Here is a 25,801-nt window from a genome sequence, read left to right as displayed (position 1 = left end):
AATTTGGCGCTGTTCCAAGGGTTTGAGAATGGACATCGTTGACACGACTTCCACACAATCCACACGTTATCCACAGGTTTTAAACAATTTATGGGAGTTATCCACCGAAAATGCACAAGTTATTAACATTTAGGGTTTTTGGAGTTGACCTTTCGGGGATAACCTTACCGGTATTAACTGTTTCCCTCAGTAACTGTTGATAACCGCGCCTGTGTGCAAAATAGAGCGTGTCTCTAGCGCGGCCTCACTAAAATCGTGGGCGCAGGGTGCATGTAACTAAAAGGCGGTTTTTGTGGCAGACCAGTCGGGTTTTGATCGAATCCCCCCGCAAGATATTGAAGCGGAGCAATCCGTTCTCGGCTCCATGATGCTTTCCAAGGACGCCGTGAACGATGTCATCGAGGCGATGGATAGCTCGGACTACTACCGCCCGGATCACGAGATGATCCACAACACGATCATGGAGCTGTACTCCCGCGGCGAGCCTGTGGATACCCTCACAGTTGCCGGTGAGCTCAAGCGCCAGGGAAATCTAAGCCGTCTGCCAGAGCCAACGTACTTGCACACTCTGATCGCTTCGGTCCCGACGGCTGCAAACGTGGGTTATTACGCGCGCATTGTGCGGGAGCGGGCGCAACTGCGGCGTCTTGTGGAGGCAGGCACTCGTATTGTTCAGCTCGGTTACGCCGAGACGGGCGGGGATGTTGATGACATTGTGGATGCCGCGCAATCTGAGATTTATGCGGTCTCTGAGCGGCGGAGCACTACGGATTATGTGCAGCTGTCTGAGATCGCAGATCCATTACTTGCCCATCTTGATGAGCTTGCGCAGAACAAGGACGTTTCGAAGGGCGTGCCTACGGGTATTGCAGACCTGGATCACCTCACTACGGGCTTACAGCCGGGCCAGATGGTTATTGTTGCCGCTCGCCCGGCAATGGGTAAGTCAACTCTCGCGATGAATTTCATGAGGGCAGCGTCGGTGCACCACAACATCACCTCAGTGATCTTCTCGTTGGAAATGTCACGAGAAGAGATCGGTATGCGCTTGATTGCTGCCGAGGCCGGAGTGCATTTCGGCAAGATGCGCCGAGGGGAGATGGAAGATCGCGACTGGACGCGGCTGTCGAAGACGATTTCTAACATCTCAAAGGCGCCGTTTTTTATCGACGATTCGCCGAACATGGCGATGAATGAGATTCGCGCGAAGTGTCGCCGTTTGAAGCAGCAGCACAATCTTGGACTCGTCGTTATTGACTACCTCCAGCTGATGTCGTCAGGCAAACAGGTGGAGTCGCGTCAGCAGGAAGTCTCCGAGTTCTCCCGCTCTCTCAAGCTTTTGGCCAAAGAGTTGGAGATCCCGGTGGTTGCGGTTGCGCAGCTGAACCGCGGTCCGGAGCAACGTACGGATAAGAAGCCGATGATCGCCGACCTGCGAGAGTCGGGCTCGCTGGAGCAGGACGCGGATGTGATCATGCTTCTACATCGTCCGGATTATTACGATCAGGATGAGCGCCCGGGTGAGGCCGACATTATTGTTGCCAAGCACCGCAATGGTGAGACGGGAACGATTCCGGTTGCTTTCCAGGGTCATTACGCGCGTTTTGTGGATATGGCAAGGCAGTAGTTTGAGTGTAATCTTTGCGTTGTAGGTGCGCTCTCAAGGCGCTTGCTTATGCTTTTCGAACTATTTATATCGAGGTGGAAATGTCGTCGAGCAATCCAGTTAAGGTCATGACGATCGCAGGCAACGAGGCAACTGGCGGTGCCGGGCTACAGGTGGATTTGAAGACGTTCCACCAGCTTGGCGTGTTTGGTATGGGTGCGGTTACTTGCATCGTGTCATTCGACCCGAAGAATAACTGGGCTCACAGGTTTGTTCCGGTTGATCCGCAGGTGATTAAGGATCAGGTTGAGGCTGGGGTTTCCACGTGGGATGTGGATACGGCGAAGATCGGCATGCTTGGCACTGTGGCCACTATTGAGGCGGTGCGCGAGGCACTGGCGACAAACGAGTGGAAGAACATTGTTCTTGACCCGGTTTTGATTTGTAAGGGCCAGGAGGCTGGTGACGCGCACGATACGGACGAGGCGCTGAAGACAAAGGTGTTGCCGCTGGCAACGGTTGTGACGCCGAACTTGTTTGAGACGGAGCAGCTTTCTGGCATTGAGGTGCGCACGGAGGCCGATTTGGCTCGCGCGGCGCAAAAGATCGGCGAACTTGGTCCGAAGTATGTGCTTGCTAAGGGTGGCATGCAGCTTGGAGGCGACGAGGCCGTTGATTTGCTGTGGGACGGCGAGAAGATCACGCGCTATGCCTCGCCGAAGATTGGCGATGAGCGTCCAACGGGCGCGGGTTGCACGCTTGCTGCCGCGATTACGGCCGAGCTTGCTAAGGGCTCGGATATTTACGAGGCTGTGCGCGTCGCTAAGGAGATTGTGACGCGCGGTATTGCGGGAAGTCTTCCCGCGCACACCCCGTTTGATGCTGTGTGGCAGCAAGCCTAGTTAATGGTTACTGGCGCATGAGGCGCTGTTGTTAGCTACTTGAAGGTGGCCGCGAGTTTAGTCTCGCGGCCACTTTTGTGTGCATCGTGCGTGGAGGTTGTGGTTGGGCGGCTCATAAATGGGCTTATCCGTTGCGTGCGGGAATGTAGTTGTTAAACTGAACCTAGTCGTTCAAACTTGAACAATCATGTTTTGAGTCTGATTTTCTACCTAGGAGAGCCATGCAGTTTGGGATTTTCACCATCGGTGACATTACTCGTGACCCGGTAAACCACACCGCACCCTCAGAAAACGAGCGCATCAAGAACACCGTTGAGATAGCAAAACATGCCGAGGAAGTCGGCTTTGACGTGTTTGCAACTGGTCAGCACCATAATCCTCCGTTTGTGGCGCCCGGCAACCCGCCGACTCTTCTGGCATATTTGGCAGCGCAAACCGAGCGCATCATCCTTTCAACCGCGGTCACCTTGATTACCACGATGGATCCGGTGCGTCTGGCTGAGGATTACGCTTATTTGCAACATTTGGCTGATGGTCGAGTGGACCTCGCTCTGGGGCGGGGAAATACCGGCCCGGTATATCCGTGGTTTGGAAGGGATATTCGCGAGGGCATCTCGTTGGCGGTTGAAAATTACAATCTGCTCTACCGTTTGTGGCGCGAGGACGTGATCAACTGGCAGGGTAAATACCGCACGCCGTTGCAGGGATTCACTGCCACGCCACGTCCGTTGGATGGGGTGGCCCCGTTTGTGTGGCACGGGTCGATCCGCAGTCCCGAAATTGCGGAGCAGGCCGCGTACTACGGTGACGGCTTCTTCCATAACAACATTTTCTGGACGAAGGACCACGTGATCCGCATGGTGAACCTGTACCGTGAACGCTACGAGTATTACGGTCACGGGAAGGCGGATGAGGCGTTTGTGGCGCTGGGTGGACAGGTGTTTATGCGGAAGAATTCGCAAGACGCCGTGAATGAGTTCCGCCCGTACTTCGATAATGCGCCGGTTTATGGTCATGGCCCATCGTTGGAGCAGTATCAGAGTATGACGCCGCTGACTGTGGGGTCGCCGCAGGAAGTTATTGATCGCACGCTCGAGTTCCGCGAATGGGTGGGCGACTATCAGCGCCAGATGTTCCTGATTGACCATGCTGGTTTGCCGCAAAAGACGGTATTGGAACAGCTTGATATGTGGGGTGAGGTTCTTCCGGTTTTGCAGGCGGAGTTCGATTCGATGAGGCCCGCGCATGTGCCGGATGGTCCCACTCACGAGTTCCTGGTGGAACGCGACCGTGCAGGTAGGGCGCCGATAGCGGGTGGTGGCCCTGGGTCACAGGTGTTTGCGGATCGGTCCGAGCGTGGCGAAAGCGGCTCGAAGTAGAGCATTTGGAGGAAAGATGAGTGAGATTTTTGAGGGCGGAGCGATTGACTCTACGCGTGATCCGTTCACTCCGGCTTCGCGTCGCGTGGTGGTGGTAAGTGGTGGCCTGTCCGAGTCGGCGTCGTCGACGAGGCTGGCTAAGGCGCTTGCTGAGGCAACCTCGAACCACTTGTCCCAGGAGGGTGTGGGCGCGGATGTGCAGGTCGTTGAGTTGCGGCCTTTGGCTGGTGCGATCATGGACGCGATGCTGACGATGAACCCGGTCGGGGATTTGGCTGACTCGTTGCAGGCGGTGCGCGAGGCCGATGGTGTAATAGCTGTTTCGCCTACATTTCAAGCGTCCTATTCAGGTTTGTTCAAGGCGTTTTGGGATTTGTTTGAGGATCCGCTCCGTGAAAAACCGGTGCTACTGGGCGCTACGGGTGGCACGGCTCGACACTCGCTGATGATCGATTATGCGATGCGCCCCCTGTTTTCGTACCTGCGGATGGACGTACTTCCTTCGGCCGTGTTCGCGGCGTCCGATGATTTTGGCGACGTGATTGATAAGAATGACGGCACGCGCGACGCGCCGTTGCACGAGAGGATTCAGAGCGCGGGTGCTCAGTTCGCGATGGCGCTAGTTGCTCGTCCCGCGATTGGTCGGGCGGAGGCTGACGATAAGTTCAAAAACGTGACGCCACTGGAAGAAATGCTGGATTCCCTTGGGTGAGTTGAGTGAAAAGGACGCGAGGCCGCGCGTTAACATCGCAGCTTCTTCGCCGGAGGAAGCGAAACGCAAGGTAGCTACGTGGCGTGCTTGGCGTGTCTATTTTGAAACTACGGCACGCGCGCAGGACGCTATGGAGGTGGTGCTTCGCGAGGGTGCTGGCGTGACGCTCGCGGAATATAACGTGCTCGTGTTGTTGCAGGAGGCCGAGGGGCGCAGGTTGAGGTTTAAAGACCTCGCCGCCAAGATGTCGTTCTCGAAATCCCGCTTGTCGTACCAGGTGAAGGTGCTGGAAAAGCGCGGCTTGATATGTCGAGGTGATGTAGAGGGTGACGCTCGCGGATTGTACGTGCAGCTCACGGAAGCGGGTTGGCATACGTTCTTGGAGGCTGGGAAGTTGCATGCGCGTCAGGTCGAGCAACTGATGTTGAACGAGTTATCGACGGGGGAGGCCGAGGTGATTGAGCGCGTGTTCACCAGGCTTGCCAAGCGCTTGGAAGAGTCTGCTGAAGCCTAGCGGCAGGTACATATATGTAACGTGCAAATTATGAAAACCGCGCCATTTTCATAATTGTTTAACAGGGTTAAGCCGCACTAATTCAACGATCTGCTGGCTTGCACCATTGCGCAACTGGCACGTGCCTAGCATGAACATATGGTCGAAATAAGAATTCATGGTCGAGGCGGACAGGGTGTTGTAACTGCCGCGGACCTGTTGGCAATGGCGGCATTCGAAGACGGCCACCACGCGCAGGCTTTTCCTTCTTTTGGGTCTGAGCGTACGGGCGCCCCGGTTGTGTCTTACTGCAGGATCCGCGATGAAGTGATTCGCAGTCGCGAGCCCGTGCTTTCGCCAAATGTGGTTATTGTTCAAGATCCAACTCTTTTGCCAATTATGGACGTGTTTTCAGGCTTGCAGCCGGACGGTTACGGTCTTGTGAATTCGGCAAAGTCGCTGGAAGAGCTCGGACTTGCCGAGTTGGAGAAACGCTCTTTACCGGGACATATCGTTACGATTCCAGCCACTGAGATTGCGTTGGAACACCTGGGGCGTCCGCTCCCTAACGCGGTGCTTTTGGGCGGTGTTTCGGCGCTAACTGGGATTGTGCGTTTGGAGTCGGTGCTCGGTGCGATCTCGAGCCGATTTGCAGGCAAGGTTGGCGAGGCGAACCAGGAGGCCGCGAAGGCCGCATTCCGTTTGGTTGAGGAAATGAAGGTAGATAATGCTTGAGCAGATTGAGGGTTCGCAAGCCATTGCGAAGGCTGTTGCTGCGTGCCATCCCGAGGTCGTTGCGGCCTACCCGATTAGTCCGCAAACCCATATTGTGGAGGCCATTTCAGCCTTGGTTAAGTCCGGCAAGTTGGAGCATTGCGAGTATGTGAATGTGGAGTCGGAGTTCTCTGCAATGTCGGCATGCATTGGTGCGTCGGCGGTGGGCGCGAGGGCGTACACGGCTACGGCGTCGCAGGGCTTGTTGTACATGGTTGAGGCTGTTTATAACGCTTCGGGTCTAGGCTTGCCGATTGTGATGACGGTTGCGAACCGTGCGATTGGCGCTCCGATCAACATTTGGAATGACCACACGGATGCGATGAGCCAGCGCGATTCGGGTTGGTTGCAGCTCTACGCGGAGAACAACCAGGAGGCCGCGGACTTGCACGTGCAGGCTTTCCGCATTGCAGAGGAGCTTTCGTTGCCCGTCATGGTGTGCATGGATGGCTTCATTTTGACTCACGCGGTGGAGCAGGTGGATGTGCCCGAGGCTGAGCAGGTTGAGAAGTTCTTGCCGTCCTACGAGCCGCGCCAGGTGCTGGATCCGTCCGATCCGGTTTCGATTGGTGCGATGGTGGGTCCGGAGGCGTTCACTGAGGTCCGCTACCTGGCTCACGCGAAGCAGTTGCAGGCGTTGGAGCTTATTCCGCAGGTTCAAGAAGAGTTTAAGCGGGTGTTTGGCCGCGATTCTGGCGGTTTGGTGCGCCCGTATAAGTGCGAGGACGCGGAAACGATCATCGTGGCACTTGGATCTGTACTCGGCACGATCAAGGACGTCGTTGATGCTCGCCGCGCTCGCGGCGAGAAGATTGGCGTTCTCGGCATTACCTCTTTCCGTCCTTTCCCCTCCGACGCGGTTCGTGAGGTCTTGCAGGGCGCGAAGCGTTTTGTGGTTTTGGAAAAGGCGTTCTCGGTGGGCATTGGTGGCATCGTGTCATCGCACTGCCGGGCGGCAATGCGCGGATTGAACTTCACCTGTCACGAGCTGATCGCAGGCCTGGGTGGCCGCAACATTACCGCGGGCTCGTTGCATGAATACCTCGATAGGGCGGTTGTTGACGACGTCGATCACCTCACTTTCTTAGATTTGGATAAGGAACTCGTTGAGCGTGAGTTGGAGCGCGAGGCACGCACGCGTCGTTCGGGTGCTCCTGCTGAGAACATGATTCGCGACATGCAGGATCGGGTGAACGCGAAGTTGGATTTGGAAGTTTCTACGAAGGCGGATAACTGATGAGTACTGATAGTGGAGTACGTGAGGACTTTCCGCAGGTGCGCCAAACTGCTATTCCGGCGCGAGAGAAGGTTAAGTTTTACCAGGTTGGCTCTTATGCGGTGGGTAACCGTCTGGCTGACAAGCAGTTGCGTTCGGTTCAGTCGGATCCGGACCGCTATAACTCGCTGACTTCCGGTCACCGCGCTTGTCAGGGATGCGGTGAGGCGTTGGGCGCCCGCTATGCCCTCGATACGGCGATGCGTGCAACCGATAAGGACATGGTGGCTATTAATGCAACCGGATGCTTGGAGGTATTTTCAACGCCCTATCCGGAAACGTCTTGGACTATTCCCTGGTTGCATTCCCTGTTTGGCAACGCGGCGGCGGTGGCAACGGGCGCGGCCGCAGCGTTTAAGGCAAAGGGCCGTACAACGCGCGTGGTGGCTCAGGGCGGTGACGGCGGCACGGTAGATATTGGTTTTGGCCCGCTGTCTGGCATGTTTGAGCGCAATGATGATGTGCTTTACATCTGTTACGACAACCAGGCGTACATGAATACGGGCGTTCAGCGTTCGGGTGCTACGCCGGCGACGGCGCGTACGGCTACCACCCAACCGGTGGGTCCGAATCCGGGCAACGAGTGGGGTCAGGGCAAAGACATGCCGCGCATCGCGATGGCTCACGAAATCCCGTACGTGGCAACGGCAACCGTGGCGGACTTGCGCGACTTGGAGTACAAGGTGAACCGCGCGATGCAGTTCCACGGAGCGCGTTACATTCACGTTTTGGTGCCGTGTCCGCTGGGTTGGGGCTCGGCCTCGGCGCAGACGGTCCATTTGGCACGCCTTGCCGTACAGACGGGTATTTTCCCGGTTTACGAGGCCGAGTATGGTGAGGTCACTTCGGTGATGAAGCTACGTAGGCCCACCCCGGTTGAGGAGTATTTGAAGCCGCAACGCCGGTTCGCACACCTGTTTAAGAAGGGTGGCGACCAGGAGGCGATCAGGCGCATCCAGGCGGGTGCGGATAGGAATATTCGCCGCTACAACCTGGTGGATGATGAGGATTATGACCTCGCAACTGAGCGTTTTGTGGAGTTTGAAGAGGCTCGCTACGGGTTCAGGAAGCCATTTGATGAGTTTGACGAGGGCGCCACGGAGCAGACGGACGCGACCTCAACGCAAGGTGAATACTCTGCGGGCACGCAAACGCGCGCTGACGGGGCTGCAAATGTGAAGGCTGGCGAGGGCGCTGGCAAGGCGGACAAGCAAGGACAGAACTGACGATGAGTAAGAGTGATGTGACAAGTGAGGCCGTAGACGTTTCGGCGGCGGCACGCAGTGACGCAACTTCTGGCATTAGTGGTGATACGAAGCCGTTTGCTATCACTTTGGACGTGGGTTCGTCGCTGGCAAACGAGACGGGTTCGTGGCGCACGGAGCGTCCGATCTACGTGGATTTGCTACCTCCTTGTAATAAGGCGTGTCCGGCTGGTGAGAACGTTCAGCAGTGGCTTTACCACGCCGAAGAGGGTGACTACGAGTCCGCTTGGCGCGAAATCATGGTGAACAATCCGATGCCTGCCGTGATGGGGCGCGTTTGCTACCACCCGTGTCAGACGATGTGTAACCGCGGCAAGGTTGATGAGACCGTGGGGATCAATGCGGTTGAGCGTTTCTTGGGCGATAAGGCGCTTGAGGAAGGCTGGACGGTTGAGCCGGTGAATGCGGATACGGGTAAGAACGTGCTGATTGTTGGTGCGGGCCCGTCCGGCTTGTCCGCGGCGTATCATCTGCGCCGTTTGGGCCATAACGTGACGATTTACGAGGCTGGTCCGATGGCTGGCGGCATGATGAGGTTCGGTATTCCGTCTTACCGTCTGCCGCGCGGCATCCTTGAGGGCGAGATTCAGCGCATCGTGGATATGGGCGTGAAGATTGAGCTTAACCGAAAGGTTGAGAACGTTGAGGACGTGACGGACGACTTTGACGCGGTGTTCCTCGCGGTTGGTGCTCATATCGGTAAGCGCGCTTACGTGCCTGCGGGTGAGTCGGCGAAGATCATGGACGCAGTTTCGATGCTGTCCGAGGTGGAGACGGGTGACAAGCCGCTGCTGGGCCGCCGCGTGGTGGTTTACGGTGGTGGCAACACGGCTGTTGATGCTGCTCGTACAGCTAAGAGGCTCGGCGCAGAAGAGGCTGTGATTTTGTATCGCCGCACGCGTGATCGTATGCCGGCACACGACTCTGAGGTCAAGGAGGCCGAGGAGGAAGGCATTATGATGCGCTGGCTCTCCACGGTTAAGCACGTAGATGGCGGTTCGATCACGATTGAGAAGATGGAGCTGGATGAGAAGGGATTCCCTCAGCCCACCGGCGAGTTTGAAGAGCTTGGCGCGGATTCACTGATCATGGCGCTCGGCCAGGAGGCCGACCTGTCGCTGATTGAAAACGCTAAGGACATTCAGATTGAAGATGGCGTGGTGCAGGTTAATCGCCAGATGATGACGGGCCTGAAGGGCGTGTTCGCGGGTGGTGACATGGTGCCATCTGAGCGCACGGTTACGGTTGCGATTGGTCACGGCAAGAAGGCTGCTCGCTACATTGACGCATATCTGCGCGGAGGCGAGTACGAGCCGGCGGTCAAGCATGATGACGCTGCGTTTGAGCGCCTGACCACCTGGTATTACGCGGATGCGCCAAGGCGTATGCGCGCTCGTTTGGAGGGGCCGCGCCGCGCGTCTACGTTTGATGAGGTCGTGAAGGGTCTGGACGAGGATTCGGCACTGTTTGAGGCTCGCCGCTGCATGTCGTGTGGCAACTGTTTTGGTTGTGACAACTGCTTTGGCGTGTGCCCAGATAATGCGATCACGAAGATCAAGCCGGGCGAGTACGAGTTCAAGTACGACTACTGCAAGGGTTGCGGAATTTGTGCCGAGGAGTGCCCGTGCGGCTCGATCTCGATGGTTCCCGAGCAGGTTTGATTCTGTGAGGCCTTGGCCGCTTTGCGGTTAAGGGGAGCGCGGTGGTTTGCCGCGCTCCCCTTGTTTTTGGGCTTGGCGGCGGCATAACTGGGCGCCTTTTGTCGCTGTTATACTTTAAGCGTGCAATTGCAGAAGATTTCCATTGTTGTGCCCTGTTTCAATGAGGAGCAGACGCTACCTGAGTTGGTTCGCCAGGTGGAGGCCGTTTTTGTGGACGGTCCGCAAGATTGGAACCTCATTTTGGTTGATGATGGGTCTTCGGACAATACTGCCGCGGTGATTGAGGAGCTTGCGGGCAAACATGACCGGGTTCGCGGCGTGTTGTTTTCGCGCAATTTCGGGAAAGAACCGGCTATGCTCGCTGGGCTGGCGTATGCCGATGGTGACGCCACTTTGATCATGGATGCGGATTTGCAACATCCGCCCCGGCTGATTCCTAAGCTGATTCAGACGATGGAGGAAGAGGGCGTTGACCAGGTGGTTGCGCTTCGCAATCGCGATGGTGACTCGAAGCTAAGAACCGCTTTTTCGCGCATGTATTACAGGCTGTCCAACAAGATGATGGAGGAAGTGGAGCTCGTGGACGGAGCCGGCGATTTTCGTCTGCTTTCGCGCCGAGCTGTGGAAACACTCCTCGCTCTCGATGAGCGCTCGCGGTTTTCAAAGGGTTTGTTCTCTTGGATCGGCTACCCCACTTCCTACGTGAAGTATGAGAATGAGCAGCGCATTGCGGGGGCTTCTTCTTGGTCGTTGAAGTCTCTGTTCAACTACGGTTGGGACGGGATTGTTTCGTTCAATGCGAAGCCGCTACGCATGGTTGCGGGTCTCGGCGGTTTCATGTTTGCCCTGGCCCTTGTTTACCTGGTTTGGCTAATCGTCAACTGGTCGATTTACGGCGTGCAGACTCCCGGTTACGTTACGACTATTGCGGCGATCATTGCGTTTTCAGGAATTCAGCTACTTGCGTTGGGTGTGATTGGCGAATACGTGGGTAGAATTTATCGTGAGGTCAAGCATCGTCCTCATTTTGTAGTCGATAAAGAGGTCGGATTCTAAGAGGCCGGTGCGCGCGCGAAGGAGCGAGGCATGGCGCAGCAGGTTACGTTTGAAGGCGCGACGGGGCTGAAGCTCAGCGGGGTGTTGGATACCCCTGATAGCGAGCCGAAAACTTGGGCTATTGTTGCGCATTGTTTCACGTGTAACATTTCTGTTCCCGCGGTGTCACGGATTGCGAAGGCCTTGAAGAATCGCGGGATTGGCGTGTTGCGTTTCGATTTTGCGGGGCTGGGAGCGTCGGCTGGAAACTTCACAGAGTCCACGTTTTCTGCCGATGTTGAAGACTTGAAAGCCGCGTGCCGGTGGATGAACTCGCAGGGACGCACGGTGAAGTTGTTGGTCGGTCATTCACTTGGCGGCGCGGCTGTGCTTGCGGCAGCTGGGGATTTAGATTCGGTTGTTGCGGTCACAACGATTGCAGCGCCCTCGGATCCGGGGCATGTGGCCGAAATTTTGAAGGATCGTTTGACACCGGTGTTTCAAGAGGGCACGGCTGTCATTCAGATTGCAGGTCACGAGATGCTGGTGGGTGCGCCGATCTTCCACGACCTTAAGAATCAAGACGATTTTCATAAGAAGATCAGTTCTCTCTCGGCCGCCCTGCTGGTGATGCATTCGCCTCAAGATGGGGTTGTGGATGTGCATAACGCAATGGATATTTACCGGTCTGCGCAGATGCCGAAGAGTTTTGTGGCATTAGATGGAGCGGATCATTTGTTGACGAGGCCGGGTGTAGCTGCCTGGGCGGGGGAAATCATCGCCAGCTGGGTGTCCCGTTACATTTAGCGAGGCCGTGCAGTCGACTTTGTTTTGTAGACCTTTGGCTGGCTTCAGTGGGCCTGTGTTCGGGCGGATGTTCGCATACTTGTTAGACTTTGGGCGCTAGTGATCTGAGGGGTTTGGTATGCGTGCGTTTTCGATTAGGGCACGGTTTCTGTCCGGTTTGGTTGCCGCATTGATGGTGAGTGGTCTAGCGGCCTGCTCGAGTGCGCCTAATGGTTCCTCTGAATCTGCGTCTGAACTTACGGAGGCCACGCAGCCCGCCGCGCCTACTGAAACGGTTGCTTTTGATACTGATGTGGAGGTTTCAAAGGCGCTGTTTGATCAGGCTGAGGCCGCGGTGGTTGCATCTACAGAACCGGTTGCGCAGGCACGGGCGGCCGCGGTGGCAGGGGCTCTCTCAATCCCGATGCTGACTGAAGTGTTCGCCAGCGACGTGGGCGCAGAGCTAACGCGTTTGGGCGTGAAGACAGTGCTGGCCGTGGGTACGGTGGACGTTGTAGCTGATGTGGATGTGATGACGGATGCGGGCGACGTGCAGGCGCTGAGCACTGTTTTGGGGTCCGAGGTCCGCGTTATCGATGAATTTGGCGTGGATGATCTGCTAAGTCTTGATCCGGCCAATGTGGCGGTGCCGGAGTTTGAACCACAGCCTGTGGCCGAGGATGTCACGGAACTCCCCGCTCAGACAGGCCAAACCGGCGTGGAGGAAATCGAGACGGGGCATACTGAGGCCGCCCCCACCTCGCGAATGGTAGATATAGCGGCCCTTCCGCACGGTGAAAGAGGCAAGGCGAATCCGAACGCGGTTGCGTTTGCCACGCAGGGTTCTCCTTTGGGCGCGGTAGCTAACGCATTGACTGCGGGTCTTGACGTGAGTGTGCTGGCGCAGGCCGATCCGCGTGCGACGAGTGAATCAATGAAGATGATGCGCGAGGGTAGGGTTGCGGTTGGTTTAGGCCCGGATTTTGGTGGCACGCAGATGCTGGCCCAGACCGCCCAGTTGGCGACTTCTGCAGATGAGTTGCCGGGCGGGGGTGGCCTGGTGTTCCCGGGCAGGCGAATGGTGGCTCTGTACGGCCACCCGAAGCTGGCGGCCTTGGGGGTGCTAGGTGAGCAATCTCCAACTGAAGCGGCACAGCTGGCATTGCAGTATGCGCAGCAGTACCAGCCGTTCAGTGATGTGCAGGTTATTCCGGCGTTTGAGATCATTGCGACGGTTGCGTCGGCGGGCGCGGGAGATGACGGCCTTTATTCGGATGTGACGCCGGCAGCTGATTTGGCTCCTTCTGTTGATGTGATTACCGAGGTGGGTGGTTACGCGATTATCGACCTGCAACCGGGGCATGCGAAACTGCTTGATCAGGCGAAACTTTACGCGGAACTGTTGAAGCGTCCGAACGTTGGATTGGCGCTCGATCCGGAGTGGAAGCTGTATGGAGACCAGGTGCATTTGCAGCAGGTTGGTCACGTTGAGATTGCGGAAGTGAATGAGGTTTCGCAGTGGCTGGCCGAGCTTGTGCGCGATAATAATCTGCCGCAGAAGGTGTTTATGTTGCACCAGTTTCAGTTGCAGATGATTCGGGACCGTGACCAGATGGTGCAGCATCTTGAGCTGGCAACGGTTGTTCACGTGGATGGCCATGGAAGTCCGGAAGCGAAGATGCATACGTGGGATGTGATTCGTGAAGACATGCAGCCGTGGGTTTGGATGGCGTGGAAGAACTTCATCGATGAGGACAAGCCGATGCTGAACGCGGAGCAGACCATGGGTATTGAACCGCGCCCGTGGTTTGTGTCGTTCCAGTAGCGAGGCAGAACGCCGGGTTGCTGGTTTTTATGGAAGCATTTGCATACTATTTCAATCGAGCGATAACCGTTTGACTTAGTTATTGATGTCAGTTCTTCGGTACATGAGATGAAGGGACGGAAAACTTGATGGCGTTGCGAGATCTTTCGGTTTCGGCGCGGATTTTCCTCGCCCTTGAGGTTGTATTGGCGACATCGGTTATTGCTCTTTGGTTTTTCCTTTGGAGATATCCAATCTGGTCGATAGACGACCTGTATTTTGTCACTCGCGACGGCTATGCCTGGGGCGGAACTTCATTCACCTCATTATGGCAAGATCTTCTTTGTGATGTCGGAGACCGAAACGGACGTACAGCAGATATTGTTTTACAGGTTGTTCTGGTTTTTGGTGAGGCAGCCGCATTTATATTTCCGCTAATATGTATCTTCTTTAGCGTTGCAGTGTACCGGTTTATTCGGATTCATATTCCGCGAGAAGTGCCTTGGCAGATAGGTCAACCCACGCAGTTTGTTGTTTTCGTTATTTCTGCGATGTCCCTATTTATTATCGATGCGCTGGCGTTCCAGACTGCAGGAACCACCATCATGTTTATGGCTGCTACGGTTGGTTATCTTGGCGGGTTTATTCTCTTCTACCTTGTAGTTGGAACACTACTTCGTATTCGTGAGGGCTCCAAGTACGGCGTGCACGTTGCGTTTCTCCTGTTAACACTTCTGGCATCTCTCCATCACGAGATGGTTGCAGTAATGCTTTTCGTGTATTTTGTTGCTTTTCTTCTGAGTCATCAGAAGCTACCTACACGAACTCTCATCACCGTATTGTTAGCGATGGGTATCGCGCTCATGCGGTTTGGGGTACCGGGAATGTGGGCGCGCAACGGACGGATTGAAAAGTTCATACTCGAAAACGATTCATTTTTAGTCTCAAGAGCTTCTACATTTCTCTATTCCCTTCAGGGATACGTTTCTTCATATCGAACATTTTGGTTCGCAACCCTGGTTTTCATCACACTTTTGACGATCAGTGCGGCGCTTATGTTAGGGGTGAAAGATCGTAGAGTGTTAATACTCGTAGAGATCAATTTATTGGTATTGGCTATCTTTGTGTATCTCTCTGGGCGACTTGGAATTGCCAGAAACTTCGTGTCAGGTGATGCCTTACCAGGTTTGTATCAGTCGCCGTCGGCATTAGTTTCTTTCGTTGCTCTAGTGACACATCTTATCTGCATGGCGACGCTCGCCGTGTTGCTGAGAAAAACCTTGTACATGATTCCTCTTATTCCACTCGCTTGCGCTTATGGCGCGACTGCTATGACAGCTTTTGCTGGGAATATGAGTGTGCGATCGATGTTTCTAGTGCACGTCCTGCTCGTGGTCTTTATTTGTCTAGCGATCGTCGTTATTGTTCAAAACTTTGGAAATGGGTCCGTTTGGTCTCGAAGGTTCACTAACCAAGCGATTGCAGCGAGCATTTTAGTGGTGTTGGCGATAGCGCTTAAGACCGTAAATCCAATGCTTCAACTTATTCATCATGTGAACGCAAATGTTGAAGTTCAAGCAAAGATCTCGAAGAATATCGGGGATATTCGCAAGGGTGAATCCGATATCTTGTACTTACCCGAGCAGTATCCGTACGAGGACTATTTCACCTGGTATCAACCGCGAGAGTCCGTCCAGGAACGGTATTTGTTCTACTATGATCTACCTGCGGACACGCCAGTACGAATCGTTCCTTCCGATGAAATGCCGTAGGTTGTAACGCTAATTGCGAAATTAAAACCAAAATAGCTACACGCCTGCTTTGCGCTTGAAGGCTGAGACTGTGCGTTTGGAGAAAACGCTCAGGTCTAAATGACTACGAGTGTTGTACGCGTGCCATTTGGCCTAATTTGCCCCGTAAGTGTGAGCTAGACTATAGGGGCGTTAAGCCGTGCTCAACGAGGAGCCGGCATTTGCAAATATGGATGAGGACGCAAAGTATGACCCCCGGATCTAAGCAGGTTCGGCGTCGTTCAGCTACGCCGACGGTTAGGAAGTCCGAGCCCCGTAAGTCGGGGCCAAAAGCAGTGATGGCTCAACAGACCACCAAGCTTCAGCGATTTGGTCAGATCGCCGCAGTAATAGGCTTTATTGTTCCGTTTGTTGTGGACATTCCGGGTCTTGATCCGGTGGGCTCGCGCATGTTGGCGATCTTCTTGGCCGCGATCATGCTGTGGGTGACTGAAGCTATCCCACTGTCTGCTACCGCTGTGCTGGTGATAATGGCAGAGGTTTTACTGGTTTCCGATCAGGCTCTTTTGCCGGTTCCTGACAGTGTGCCGACTTCTGCCACGTTCTTTGCATCGCTCGCTAACCCGGTGATCATCTTGTTCTTGGGCGGCTTTATGCTTGCGGATGGAGCAGCGAAGTTTGGTGTGGATAAGGCGATTGCAGCGGTTATGTTGAAGCCGTTCTTGTCTTCTCCAAAGATGATGTTGATGGGCGTCATGCTGATCACGGCCGCCCTGTCGATGTTCATGTCGAATACGGCCACCACGGCCACAATGTTTGCGGTGTTCATGCCGGTTTTGGCGCAGTTGCCCGAGGGGAAGTCTCGAGTTGGCCTAGCCCTGGCAATCCCGGTGGCTGCAAACGTGGGCGGTATTGGTACTCCCGTGGGTACGCCGCCCAATGCTATTGCGCTGGGTGCACTTCAAAGCGCAGGCATTCACATTTCATTCATCGGCTGGATGGCGCTGGCGATCCCACTAATGCTGGTGGTGCTGGCAATCTCGTGGGCATGGCTGGCGTTTGCCTACATGCCGAAGGACCTCAAAATCGAACTTGATCTAAGCGCCAAGTTCGATCGTGGCCGCAACGCCATGATCTTCTACGTGGTGGCAGGGATAACCGTGCTGTTGTGGATGACGGAACCACTACACGGTATTTCGTCTAACACGGTTGGTTTCGTACCCGTTGTGCTCCTAATGGTGACGCAGGCGATGTCGGGCGATGATCTACGCAACCTTGACTGGCCTGTGCTGTGGCTGGTTGCGGGTGGTATTGCCCTGGGTATCGGTGTGGGAAAGACGGGCCTCGACGCTTGGATAATTGGCCTCATTAACTGGGAGGCCGTGCCTGTTGCCCTGCTTATGCTGACGCTCGCGGGAGTGGGCTTCTTGATGTCAAACGTTATTTCGCACTCGGCCGCGGCAAACCTGTTGATTCCGCTCGGCATGGGTCTGGGCGCATCGGTTGCGGCAACGCCGGCCGAGATCGCAGTGGTGTTGGCGCTGGGTTGTTCGCTGGGCATGTGTCTACCGATCTCGACGCCTCCGAACGCTATTGCCTACTCGACGGGCGAGATCAGCACGCCGCGCATGATCAAGACGGGTCTTGTGGTTGGCGTGTCCGGCACATTGCTACTCGCTTTTGTGATGCCACTGTACTGGGGCTGGGCAGGCCTGTTGTAACGCGAGGCGTTTAGCGGAAAGCAGGTAGATGTGAGCGTGACGCGCGTGGGCGGCGATTCGGCAGAATACATGCTGCATATTTTGGCCGTTGCCGCAGATGAGAGCGATCCGGTTTGCCAGGCGGCCTCTGATATTGAAGGGCAACTGAAAAACTGCGACGTGCGTGTTGCGTTCGGGTTTGAGCAGGTGGAGCGCACGCTCGCATCGCAGTGCGAGACCGGCCAGTGTTTAGTGCCGGGCGTCCTCATTTCCCCGCATCTTGGAAATGTGGACGAGGTGGTGGAGCGCCTACGTAAGTTTGGTGTGCTGGCGCGATCTGGCTTTGTGTTGATCACGGATAAGAAGCGGCACGAGGACGTGGCCCGGTCTGTGAATGATGGCTCTTTGGTGTCGGTGGTGGCGGTGCCGTGGACTCCGCCCGCACTGGTTGAGCAGGTTTCGGCGGTGATCAACAGGTGGTTGTTCAAGTATTTGCCGGACGCGGAAATAACGCGGGTGACTGCCGGGTTTGATGCTTGGGATGAACCGCGAGCGGGTGATTTGCTGTACGGATTGGACACTCCGGGTGAGCAGGTGCAGCGCGTGCTTCTGGAGGGCATCGAGCGGATTTTGGGGCCGCGCCCACGCATGGTGTTGCCCGAGGGTGTGGACCTGACACGTCAGGGCGAGTCTGTGGACGCGGTGTACCTGGTGCTCAGCGGTTCGGTGGCTTTGCATCGCTCCTCCCAGTTTGGGGACGTGCTTTTGCATCATGCTACTTCTGGGCCGCTCATCGGATTGCTGTCGCTGGCCCGCCAACAGCGAGCCATGTTCACGTCCACCACCACAACTCAGGTGGAGTTGGTTCGCCTGTCTATTGAGCAGTTGGAGTTCGTGCTCCAACATTCTCCCGATACTTCAGCCAACTTGGCGGTGGTGGCAATCCAGGCTCTCACCGCCCGGTTGGTGCGCGCCGAGTACCTACATATCGAAAACCATGAGTTAGCCGAACAGCTTGAGATGGAGCGGAAGAACCTGTCTGAAACGCTTCAGCAGCTTCGTTCAGCGCGTGAACAGCTGGTGGAGCAAACGAAGTTCGCGATGCTCGGTGAGCTTTCGGCTGGCATCGCGCACGAGTTGAACAATCCCGTGGCGGCGCTGCAGCGGGCCACCGAGCATATTGCCAGCGATGTGGCTACAGTGTTGGGCGCTCGCGGTGGCATGGAGGATGCGGCGGAAGCGATGGAGCGCGCCCGCGATGCGCGTCCGCGTTCAACGGCGCAGGAGCGGGCTTTGGTGCGCGAGGTCATGGCTTTAACTGATGACAACCGGGAGCTGGCGAAGAGGCTGGTGGGCGCTGGCATTACGGATCCAGATCAGGTGCGACATGTGTTGCGCGGGCAGAAGAAGGGCCGGTTTGGACGCGGCTCGGATGGCCCGTCGTTGGAGGTTGTTGAGGCCGCGGCTGGAATCGGACGTTCGGTGCGAAACTCCACGGTTGCCGCGGGACGGATTACGGATTTGGTGTCTTCTTTGAAGGCGTATGCGCGTCCGGATACGTCCCCTGTGGAGGGCGTGGATCTGGATGAGAATATCGAGGACGTGCTACGCCTAACCGCGCATCGCATGCGCGGGGTGGAAGTGGAGAGCCACTTCGCGGATTTGCCACCGATCCGCGCATATCCGGCGCGGTTGGAGCAGGTGTGGACCAATCTACTCATTAATGCAGCAGAGGCTATCCAGGACGAAGCTGGAGAGGTGGCGCAGGCGCCCACCCCCTCGCTTCCGGCGCGCGGTGAGGAAGCGGCGAAGATTGTGGTGGAAACGTCGGCTCCGGATGAAGCGCACGTGCGGGTTGCCATTACCGATAACGGCCCGGGCATCCCCCAAGAGCTTGTGCATCGCATTTTGGAGCCTCATTTCACTACGAAGGGCGGCCAGGTGCGGTTTGGGCTGGGTATGGGAATGTCGATTTCGAAGTCGATTGTGGATGATCACGACGGCTCGCTTTCGATCGCGTCCGTGCCAGGGCGCACGACGATTTCTGTGGTTCTACCCGTTGCGGGGTCAGATGTGGAAAAGTTGTTGTTAGAAGATAGTGGAAACGAGGAATGATGAAGCTTGCGATCTTGATTGTGGAGGACGAGCCGGAGGTTCGCGACGCGCTAGAGCGTGACCTCGAGTCGTTTCAGGGCGTATGCCGCATTGAGGTGGCTGATTCGGCGGAGGACGCGCGCCTTGCGATTGATGAGATTGAAGAGGACGGCGACGTGCTTGCGCTGGTTCTGGCCGATCACAGGTTGCCGGGAGAGTCTGGCGTTGACTTCTTGATTGCGCTGGCCTCCGATGAGCAGACGGCAGATACGCGCAAGGTGCTGGTGACGGGCCAGGCGGATCAGGAAGACACGATTCGGGCGCTGAATGAGGCGAGCTTGGATCACTATTTCACAAAGCCGTGGAACGTGCAGGAACTTGTAGACGAGGTGCGCGAACAGTTGACGGACTACGTGATCTCGATGGGCGTTGACCCGCTGCCGCATATGCGGGCGTTGGATGCTGTGCGCGTGATGGATGCGATCCGTTAGGCACGTGCCTCCCGCTCGTGGGGGAGTGCGCCCGATTCGCGTGGGCGTTTCGGATTTTTTGACGCTTCGCGACGCCCTGGTGAATCGGTTTCCAACCCTGGATGAGGCCGTGATTGAAGCAATTTTTGCGTCCGGGGATGTGGTTGATTCGCGAGGGAGGAGCTTGGATGCGGACGCTTCTACGGTAAGTCTTTCGCAGGGCGTGTGGATTTATAGGCCAATCCCGGACGAACCTTCGAGCGCGATTGAGGTGGAGGTGCTGGCTCGCGGTGAGGGGTGGCTGATTGCGGATAAGCCGCATGATTTAGCCACAATGCCGCGAGGTAGGTTTGTGGCGCGCACGCTAACGGTGGCGCTTCGCCGGCAGGAGGGCAATGATGACATCGTGTTTGCGCACCGCTTGGACCGAGCCACGGCCGGGGTGATTTTAGCGACCTCGGATCCGGCTAAGCGCGGCATGTATCAGCAGATGTTTTCGCGCGGCGAGGTGAAGAAGAGATACCTTGCGGTTACGGGTCTCCCAGCGGAGGACGCTGCGGGGTTGCCGGGCCGAGAGCCCTCTGGCGTGGATAGTGCGGGCGCATTGGACGTGAGCTGGTTTGCGGCTCGGGCGCACGAGAATGTTGCAGTATCAGGCGGCGTGGATGAGCGCGGCCCCTACCTGTGCGTTACTTCGCGTATTGAAAAGCGCGGAATGAGGGTTTTTAACGAGGCTGGTGAGCCTAACTCGCAGACGATTATGCGCCCCGCTACCGGTTTTGTTCCCGAGGCTTCCGGGCCGGTGCGTGGAGCGGGTTTGCAGGTGTGGGACGTTGAGCCGGTGACTGGGCGCACGCATCAGATTCGCGCACACTTTTTTGGGGTGGGTATTCCGATTGTGGGTGACCCGCTGTATGGAGGACAGTTTGCGGCAAAGTACGGGCTAGACGAAACCCCGCCGGGATTCGCGCAGCTACAGTTGCTGGCGAAGAATCTCGAGTTCACTGATCCGCAAACGGGTGAACTGGTCTGTGTGTCTAGCCGGCGAGGGTTGGAGTTTGCAAAGCCGGGCTGAGGTTAGACCTTGAGACGGCGTTGAAGTAGCTAATGATTTAAGGAAAGGCTCGCTCGAAGGAGCGAGCCTTTTGCGATCAATTAGACAATTTGCAAAATGAGGCAAAGAACAAAGTCAATAGATGGTAAAGTAGCTTTACCTAATCGTAAAAGAGGATAGGGGGTTGCGATGTTTGAGATGAATGCGGCATTCGATTCACAATCGGTGAGCCTGGACGCGCCAGTCGGTGTTAGCTTGACCAATGCGTTCGCTCGCTGCGCACAGCGCGCCGGCGTGGAACAGGTTGATCTTTCCGGCCTGCGTTTTGTTGAGGCCACGGACTCCTCTTCGCAATCCCTTCTTGCAGATGCTCCCGCTCAGTCCGCTTTGAGTATCCACCTTGGTAACCCAAGCGAATCCGCGGCGCTGCCCGATCTTGGTATGGACCCGCAGCTCCTTGAAGTTAGCATCTTGGCGGCACTCCAACGCACGGGCAGAGAAAACCTGGACATCGTGCAGCTAACCGGACAGTGCGCCGACCATTTGCTCTCGCGCAAGCAGGTGCAGACGCTTCGCTCCTTGAAGGATGAGGGCCTGGTTCGCAATTGGGGTGTGCGTGTGCGCACGGTCCGTCAGGCAATGCGCGCAATGTCGATAGTGGGTCTTAGCTACGTCTCGTTTAACGCATCGGACTTTGGGGCCGAGGCCACCGCAGGAATCCTCGCGGCGGCGCGCCGAGCGGGAACCACCGTGATCGTTTCGGTAAATGCTGATACGCCCGCCCAGACCATCTCTGGCTTGCGCCACAATCCGAGTGTTCTTGGTGTGTTGATTGAGGTTAATTCCCTGGAAGGTCTGGCAAAATCAACTTCCACTATCGAGGAGCTACGCCGCTTCAGCAACGTTTTGCGCATCGCTTAACAAGAGCCTCTGCTCTCACGAGTTTTGCTTGGAGTGCAGCACGGTTTGCCGCGGGGACATCTGCAGCTGATGGTTTACGCAGAGGGCGCCTGCCGATTTTTACCGGTAGGCGCCCTCTAAAATATGAAGACGAATGCTTTAGTGGTCTACGCGTGAAAGATCGGCGGTTGCGGGGTCTACCATTTTTGAGCGGGTAACTATCTTGTGGCCGATCCACAGCAACAGGAACGCGATCAGACCAACGTAGGTTGAGAAGATTGCGCCAACATTGAACTGGCCTGAGAATATCTCCATGTTCTGCCCGAAGATAATGACCAGAACCATGATGAGGGCAACGATGGGGCCGAGTGGGAACAGCTTGGAGCGGAAGGGAAGCTCGGCCGGATCGTGACCCTGGACCTTCATGGCCTTGCGGAAGCGGTAGTGGCTCCACGCGATGCCCGCCCACACGATGAAGCCGGACAGGCCGGAGACGGTGATGAGCCACAGGTAAGCCGCTCCATCGCCAATCAGTGACGTGATGAAGGCGAATGCGCCTACCGCGGTGGTGGCCAGGAGGGCGGGCATGGGGACGCCGCGTTTGTTTACCTTGGTGAAAATCTTGGGGGCCTTGCCCGACAGGGCTAGCGAATACAGCATCCGGGATGAGGCGTACATGCCGGAGTTTCCTGCTGACAAGATCGCGGTTAGCACCACTGCGTTCATTATGGTTGCCGTAGCCAGAATGCCCGCGCGCTCAAAAATGAGGGTGAAGGGCGAGATGGAAATGTCGCCAATATCTGCCGCTAGTAGGTGCGGGTCAGAGTAGTGCAACAGGAATCCGATGACAGCAATCGCACCAATGTAGAACAAGGTGATGCGGAAGAATACGGTGCGCACAGCCTTAGGGATGGTGCGCTCAGGGTTCTCGGCCTCGCCCGCGGCAACCGCAATAAGCTCGGTGCCTTGGAACGAGAAGCCCGCGATCATCATAATTGAGAACCATCCCAACCATCCGTTAACAAACGGGGCGTCACCAGAAGTCCAGTTTTGGGTGCCGGGGGACGGGCCGCCCAAAATGCCAAAAATCATGGCAACGCCAACGATCAAGAACACGATCACCGTAACGACTTTGATGAGGGCGAGGTAAAACTCGGTTTCCCCAAATCCCTTAACGGTGAATGCGTTGATAAGGAATAGGACGGTGAGGAACACGGCTGACCACACCCAGGAGGGCACGTCTGGGAACCAGTACCGCATGACTAGCGCAACGGCCACGATCTCTGCGGCCAGGGTGATAGCCCAGTTGAACCAGTAGTTCCATCCGGTTGCAAAGCCAAATGAGGGTGAAATCCAGCGGGTTGCCCAGTTCTCGAACGAACCAGCGGTGGGTAGCCACGTGGACATTTCCCCCAGCGATTGCATCAGCAGGTAGACCATGAAACCGATGGCTGCGTAGGCGGCTAGGGCGCCACCCGGTCCCGCTTGAGAGATGGAACCGCCAGACGCAACGAGGAGGCCGGTGCCGATAGCGCCGCCCATAGCGATCATGTTCAGGTGGCGAGCCCCAAGCTTTCGCTGCAACTTCTCCGGGTTTGACCCAGACTCACCAGCCTGTGGTCTCGATGGGGTATTTTGAGGAGCGCTCATCACGGTTCCAATCTCGAATGCTATTTTCTATTGGGAAACTTACAGCAAAACGCTTCGCGCTCCGAAGGGCGCTTGTTTTCTGCCCGAATTGTGGACGATACCCGCAAGTAAGGGCGCGTTCAATTCTTTGTGCCGAGTGCCGCAAATCCAGGCGTGTGTGCGCGTGGTTTGAGTTTTGGCTCGGGCCCTGCTTGATAAATTTGGGGCGGAAGGAGCTGCTATGAGTGTTAGTGAGCGTTTGGAAGAACTTGGTATCGAGTTGCCGAAGGTGGTGGCTCCTGTAGCGGCGTACACGCCGGCCCTCGTTTTTGAAAACACGGTGCGCACGTCCGGTCAGTTGCCGATGGCGGACGGGCGGGTGACGTGCCAGGGCCGCGTTGGGCCGAACCGGACCAGTCCAGTGGAGGCGTACGAGGCTGCGCGCCTATGTGCTTTGAACGCGCTGGCTGCCGCAGCTGAGGCCGCCGGGGGAGTGGATCGCATTAAGCGAGTGTTGAAGGTGACGGGTTTTGTGGCTTCCTCGCGCGCATTCCACGCCCAACCGGCCGTGATTAATGGGGCGTCGGAGCTGTACCAGGAGATTTTTGGTAGTCAGCACGTGCGCTCCGCGCTTGGAGTAAACGCGCTCCCGCTCGACGCTTCCGTTGAGGTTGAAGTCGAGTTCGAACTGCAAGACTAGGCAAAGAGCCGGTAGCGGGATTTTGCTACCGGCTCTTTGTTAGCTACTTGGCTACGCCCTCTTTGACGGCGGCGGCAAACCACCTGGTGATTGACGTGGGGTGTGTGATTGCGGTGCCAACCACGGCTGCCCAGGCGCCCGCTTCCATTACTTGACGGGCTTGATCAACCGTGTGGATGCGGCCTTCGCACAGCACGGGATGGTTAGGGAATTCCTTGACGATGCGGTGGAGCACTTCAAAGTCGGGGCCATCGGTTTTGGGTCGTTCACCGGTGTAGCCCGAAAGCGTGGTGGAGAGAATGTCACTGCCGGCCTCGGCGGCCATAACAGCATCCTCAAAAGACCCGCAATCAGCCATCACAACGGCGCCTTCATCGTGCAGGGCCGCCACGGTTTGTGCGTAGGTTAGGCCATCTGGGCGGGGACGGCGCGTGGCATCAAGAGCAACAATGTCGGCTCCGGCCATCATGCACGCACGCGCATGGCGCAACGTGGGGGTAATGAATACGCCGTCGTGGCCGTCTTTCCACAGACCGATAACGGGCACGTCCACCTGACCGCGAATCGTAGAAATATCGGCTAGGCCCTGGCAGCGAATAGCCACCGCTCCGCCCTGCTGCGCGGCAAGCGCAATCTGCGCCATCGTTTCGGGGTGGCGCATTGGCTCGCCCGGGTAGGCCTGAACCGAGACCACAAGGCCGCCTTTGATCTGTTGCAGAAGGGTGTTTGCCCTATCGTTCATTTTCTACTCCTTCAAGTTTGGAAGCGGCCCAGGTGGTGGCGCCAAGTAGGGGAGCGTCAGATCCGAGCGTGCCTTCAAGTATTTCGATTTCTTTAAGAATGGGCAGGGCTCCGGCTTGGAAGGCATTCTTGAGCGCGGACCACCAGATCTCGCCCGACCTTGTGACCGAACCCGATAGAACCACCGCCTGAGGGTCAACACAGTTCGCGATCCCCGCAATCGCATCGCCCAGCCCGGCGCCCGAATCTGCCAGAACCTGAGTGGCAAGGGCCTCGCCAGCCTGCGCGCGCTGAGTGATTTCTCTCCCGCTCTTGGCCTGGTCCTCATTCGCACTTGTGCGCGCATTGTAAAGATCAACCTGGCCGGTGCCGGACGCAACGGACTCGATGTGTCCACTAGCGCCGCACGAGCAGGGGAAACCGGCCGCGAGCGGGTGGGGAACGTGGCCAACGTGTCCGGCGGCGAAGTGCGCACCCATGTGGAGCTTGTCGTCTGCAACAATAGCCCCGCCGATGCCTGTGCCAACCGCTACCGCGAGCACAGAGCCGTATTCCTTCCCCGCCCCGTAAGTACATTCGCCAAGGGCGTGAGCGTGCACGTCGTTCAAGGTGGCCACGGGCAAGCCAAATTCTTCTTCCACCAGCTTTGCCAACGGTGTTCCCGCCCAGCCTTTGATCAAATCCGTTGCGGAAATGATCGCTCCGGTTTCAGTATTCACAACGCCTGCAGATGCAATGCCGATAGCTGAAGGGGCTTCATTTTCGAGCGCGAGGCAACGTCGAACTGATTCAAACACGGCCTCAACTACGGCCTTGGATCCGGATTGGGCGGGGGTGGGAACCTCGGACTTGTTGCTAACGAGGGGGAGGGGGCTGGCAAGCTCCACGATGGCTGAGGCTATTTTGGTGCCGCCAATGTCGATGGCGATAAAACGCCGGGGACTGGTTGTGGCTGAGGAGGTTGGTGCCACCGCTGGCTCCTTTGCGTGCACAAAATGTTTCTCTCAAATCCTAACAAATAAGACATCAGACGAAAGGGGTGTTGGTCTTGAAAATGGAATCGCGCTCG

Annotated in this window: 22 protein-coding genes; 19 read left to right on the top strand and 3 right to left on the bottom strand. The window is 56.6% G+C overall.

Annotated features, from left to right (window positions below; genetic code table 11):
- The first annotated feature begins 292 nt into the window (after positions 1 to 292).
- The 18 genes from dnaB (at position 293) to HMPREF2854_RS03045 (ending at position 21,683) form a co-directional block, all read left to right on the top strand.
- The gene (gene dnaB / locus HMPREF2854_RS03130) at positions 293 to 1,627 is read left to right on the top strand and encodes a replicative DNA helicase (protein WP_070618837.1); all 1,335 of its coding nucleotides are present in this window, start codon (positions 293 to 295) and stop codon (positions 1,625 to 1,627) included.
- 80 nt (positions 1,628 to 1,707) lie between these two features.
- Positions 1,708 to 2,508: a bifunctional hydroxymethylpyrimidine kinase/phosphomethylpyrimidine kinase gene (gene thiD, locus HMPREF2854_RS03125; RefSeq protein WP_070618834.1), complete on the top strand. Its 801-nt coding sequence runs from the start codon at positions 1,708 to 1,710 to the stop codon at positions 2,506 to 2,508.
- 221 nt (positions 2,509 to 2,729) lie between these two features.
- The gene (locus HMPREF2854_RS03120; RefSeq protein WP_070618830.1) at positions 2,730 to 3,887 is read left to right on the top strand and encodes an LLM class flavin-dependent oxidoreductase; all 1,158 of its coding nucleotides are present in this window, start codon (positions 2,730 to 2,732) and stop codon (positions 3,885 to 3,887) included.
- A 16-nt stretch (positions 3,888 to 3,903) separates the two neighbouring features.
- Positions 3,904 to 4,599 (top strand): CE1759 family FMN reductase, encoded by a 696-nt coding sequence (locus tag HMPREF2854_RS03115; protein WP_070618827.1) that lies wholly within the window; start codon positions 3,904 to 3,906, stop codon positions 4,597 to 4,599.
- Positions 4,592 to 5,113 carry a MarR family winged helix-turn-helix transcriptional regulator gene (locus tag HMPREF2854_RS03110; protein WP_222563159.1) on the top strand — a complete coding sequence of 174 codons (522 nt, stop codon included), beginning with the start codon at positions 4,592 to 4,594 and terminating at the stop codon, positions 5,111 to 5,113. Before HMPREF2854_RS03115 ends, HMPREF2854_RS03110 begins: the two co-directional genes overlap by 8 nt.
- A gap of 138 nt (positions 5,114 to 5,251) precedes the next feature.
- Complete coding sequence (locus tag HMPREF2854_RS03105) at positions 5,252 to 5,827, top strand: 2-oxoacid:acceptor oxidoreductase family protein (RefSeq protein WP_070618824.1); 576 nt, start codon at positions 5,252 to 5,254, stop codon at positions 5,825 to 5,827.
- Positions 5,820 to 7,103: a transketolase C-terminal domain-containing protein gene (locus HMPREF2854_RS03100; RefSeq protein WP_070618820.1), complete on the top strand. Its 1,284-nt coding sequence runs from the start codon at positions 5,820 to 5,822 to the stop codon at positions 7,101 to 7,103. Before HMPREF2854_RS03105 ends, HMPREF2854_RS03100 begins: the two co-directional genes overlap by 8 nt.
- The gene (locus tag HMPREF2854_RS03095) at positions 7,103 to 8,368 is read left to right on the top strand and encodes a thiamine pyrophosphate-dependent enzyme (RefSeq protein ID WP_070618817.1); all 1,266 of its coding nucleotides are present in this window, start codon (positions 7,103 to 7,105) and stop codon (positions 8,366 to 8,368) included. The genes HMPREF2854_RS03100 and HMPREF2854_RS03095 overlap by 1 nt, the downstream gene beginning before the upstream one ends.
- A 2-nt stretch (positions 8,369 to 8,370) precedes the next feature.
- Entirely contained in the window at positions 8,371 to 10,068 is a 1,698-nt protein-coding gene (locus tag HMPREF2854_RS03090; protein ID WP_233187641.1) for an NAD(P)-binding protein, read from the top strand.
- 126 nt (positions 10,069 to 10,194) lie between these two features.
- The gene (locus tag HMPREF2854_RS03085) at positions 10,195 to 11,124 is read left to right on the top strand and encodes a glycosyltransferase family 2 protein (protein ID WP_070619557.1); all 930 of its coding nucleotides are present in this window, start codon (positions 10,195 to 10,197) and stop codon (positions 11,122 to 11,124) included.
- Between the two features lie 30 nt (positions 11,125 to 11,154).
- Positions 11,155 to 11,910, top strand: a complete 756-nt coding sequence (locus tag HMPREF2854_RS03080; protein ID WP_070618810.1) for an alpha/beta hydrolase family protein — start codon at positions 11,155 to 11,157, stop codon at positions 11,908 to 11,910.
- A gap of 118 nt (positions 11,911 to 12,028) precedes the next feature.
- Positions 12,029 to 13,714, top strand: coding sequence for a hypothetical protein (locus tag HMPREF2854_RS03075; protein ID WP_070618807.1), 1,686 nt, complete (start codon positions 12,029 to 12,031; stop codon positions 13,712 to 13,714).
- Positions 13,715 to 13,842: 128 nt separating this feature from the next.
- Complete coding sequence (locus tag HMPREF2854_RS03070) at positions 13,843 to 15,465, top strand: hypothetical protein (RefSeq protein ID WP_070618804.1); 1,623 nt, start codon at positions 13,843 to 13,845, stop codon at positions 15,463 to 15,465.
- A gap of 317 nt (positions 15,466 to 15,782) precedes the next feature.
- The gene (locus HMPREF2854_RS03065; RefSeq protein WP_070618801.1) at positions 15,783 to 17,165 is read left to right on the top strand and encodes an SLC13 family permease; all 1,383 of its coding nucleotides are present in this window, start codon (positions 15,783 to 15,785) and stop codon (positions 17,163 to 17,165) included.
- A 30-nt stretch (positions 17,166 to 17,195) separates the two neighbouring features.
- On the top strand, positions 17,196 to 19,259 hold the full coding sequence (locus HMPREF2854_RS03060; protein ID WP_148130881.1) for a sensor histidine kinase: 2,064 nt from the start codon (positions 17,196 to 17,198) through the stop codon (positions 19,257 to 19,259).
- Entirely contained in the window at positions 19,259 to 19,729 is a 471-nt protein-coding gene (locus HMPREF2854_RS03055; protein ID WP_070619552.1) for a response regulator, read from the top strand. Before HMPREF2854_RS03060 ends, HMPREF2854_RS03055 begins: the two co-directional genes overlap by 1 nt.
- Entirely contained in the window at positions 19,716 to 20,783 is a 1,068-nt protein-coding gene (locus HMPREF2854_RS03050; RefSeq protein ID WP_083309344.1) for a pseudouridine synthase, read from the top strand. The genes HMPREF2854_RS03055 and HMPREF2854_RS03050 overlap by 14 nt, the downstream gene beginning before the upstream one ends.
- Positions 20,784 to 20,951: 168 nt before the next feature.
- A complete protein-coding gene (locus HMPREF2854_RS03045; RefSeq protein WP_070618794.1) occupies positions 20,952 to 21,683 on the top strand; it encodes an aldo/keto reductase in 732 nt (243 codons plus the stop codon).
- Positions 21,684 to 21,821: 138 nt separating this feature from the next.
- On the opposite strand, the gene HMPREF2854_RS03040 is transcribed toward HMPREF2854_RS03045, so the two are convergent.
- Positions 21,822 to 23,312: an amino acid permease gene (locus tag HMPREF2854_RS03040; RefSeq protein ID WP_070618791.1), complete on the bottom strand. Its 1,491-nt coding sequence runs from the start codon at positions 23,310 to 23,312 to the stop codon at positions 21,822 to 21,824.
- Between the two features lie 220 nt (positions 23,313 to 23,532).
- On the opposite strand from HMPREF2854_RS03040, the gene HMPREF2854_RS03035 reads away from it, so the two are divergent.
- Positions 23,533 to 23,991, top strand: a complete 459-nt coding sequence (locus tag HMPREF2854_RS03035; RefSeq protein ID WP_034509829.1) for a RidA family protein — start codon at positions 23,533 to 23,535, stop codon at positions 23,989 to 23,991.
- 43 nt (positions 23,992 to 24,034) lie between these two features.
- On the opposite strand, the gene HMPREF2854_RS03030 is transcribed toward HMPREF2854_RS03035, so the two are convergent.
- Together HMPREF2854_RS03030 and HMPREF2854_RS03025 are read right to left on the bottom strand one after the other, a co-directional pair.
- A complete protein-coding gene (locus tag HMPREF2854_RS03030) occupies positions 24,035 to 24,733 on the bottom strand; it encodes an N-acetylmannosamine-6-phosphate 2-epimerase (protein ID WP_070618787.1) in 699 nt (232 codons plus the stop codon).
- Complete coding sequence (locus HMPREF2854_RS03025; protein ID WP_186822475.1) at positions 24,723 to 25,703, bottom strand: ROK family protein; 981 nt, start codon at positions 25,701 to 25,703, stop codon at positions 24,723 to 24,725. The genes HMPREF2854_RS03030 and HMPREF2854_RS03025 overlap by 11 nt, the downstream gene beginning before the upstream one ends.
- Between the last annotated feature and the right edge of the window lie 98 nt (positions 25,704 to 25,801).

It is taken from the genome of Actinomyces sp. HMSC075B09 (assembly GCF_001812395.1).
In the GTDB taxonomy this organism is placed as follows: Bacteria; Actinomycetota; Actinomycetes; order Actinomycetales; family Actinomycetaceae; genus Gleimia; species Gleimia europaea.
This window is presented reverse-complemented; position numbering and strand designations above follow the sequence as displayed.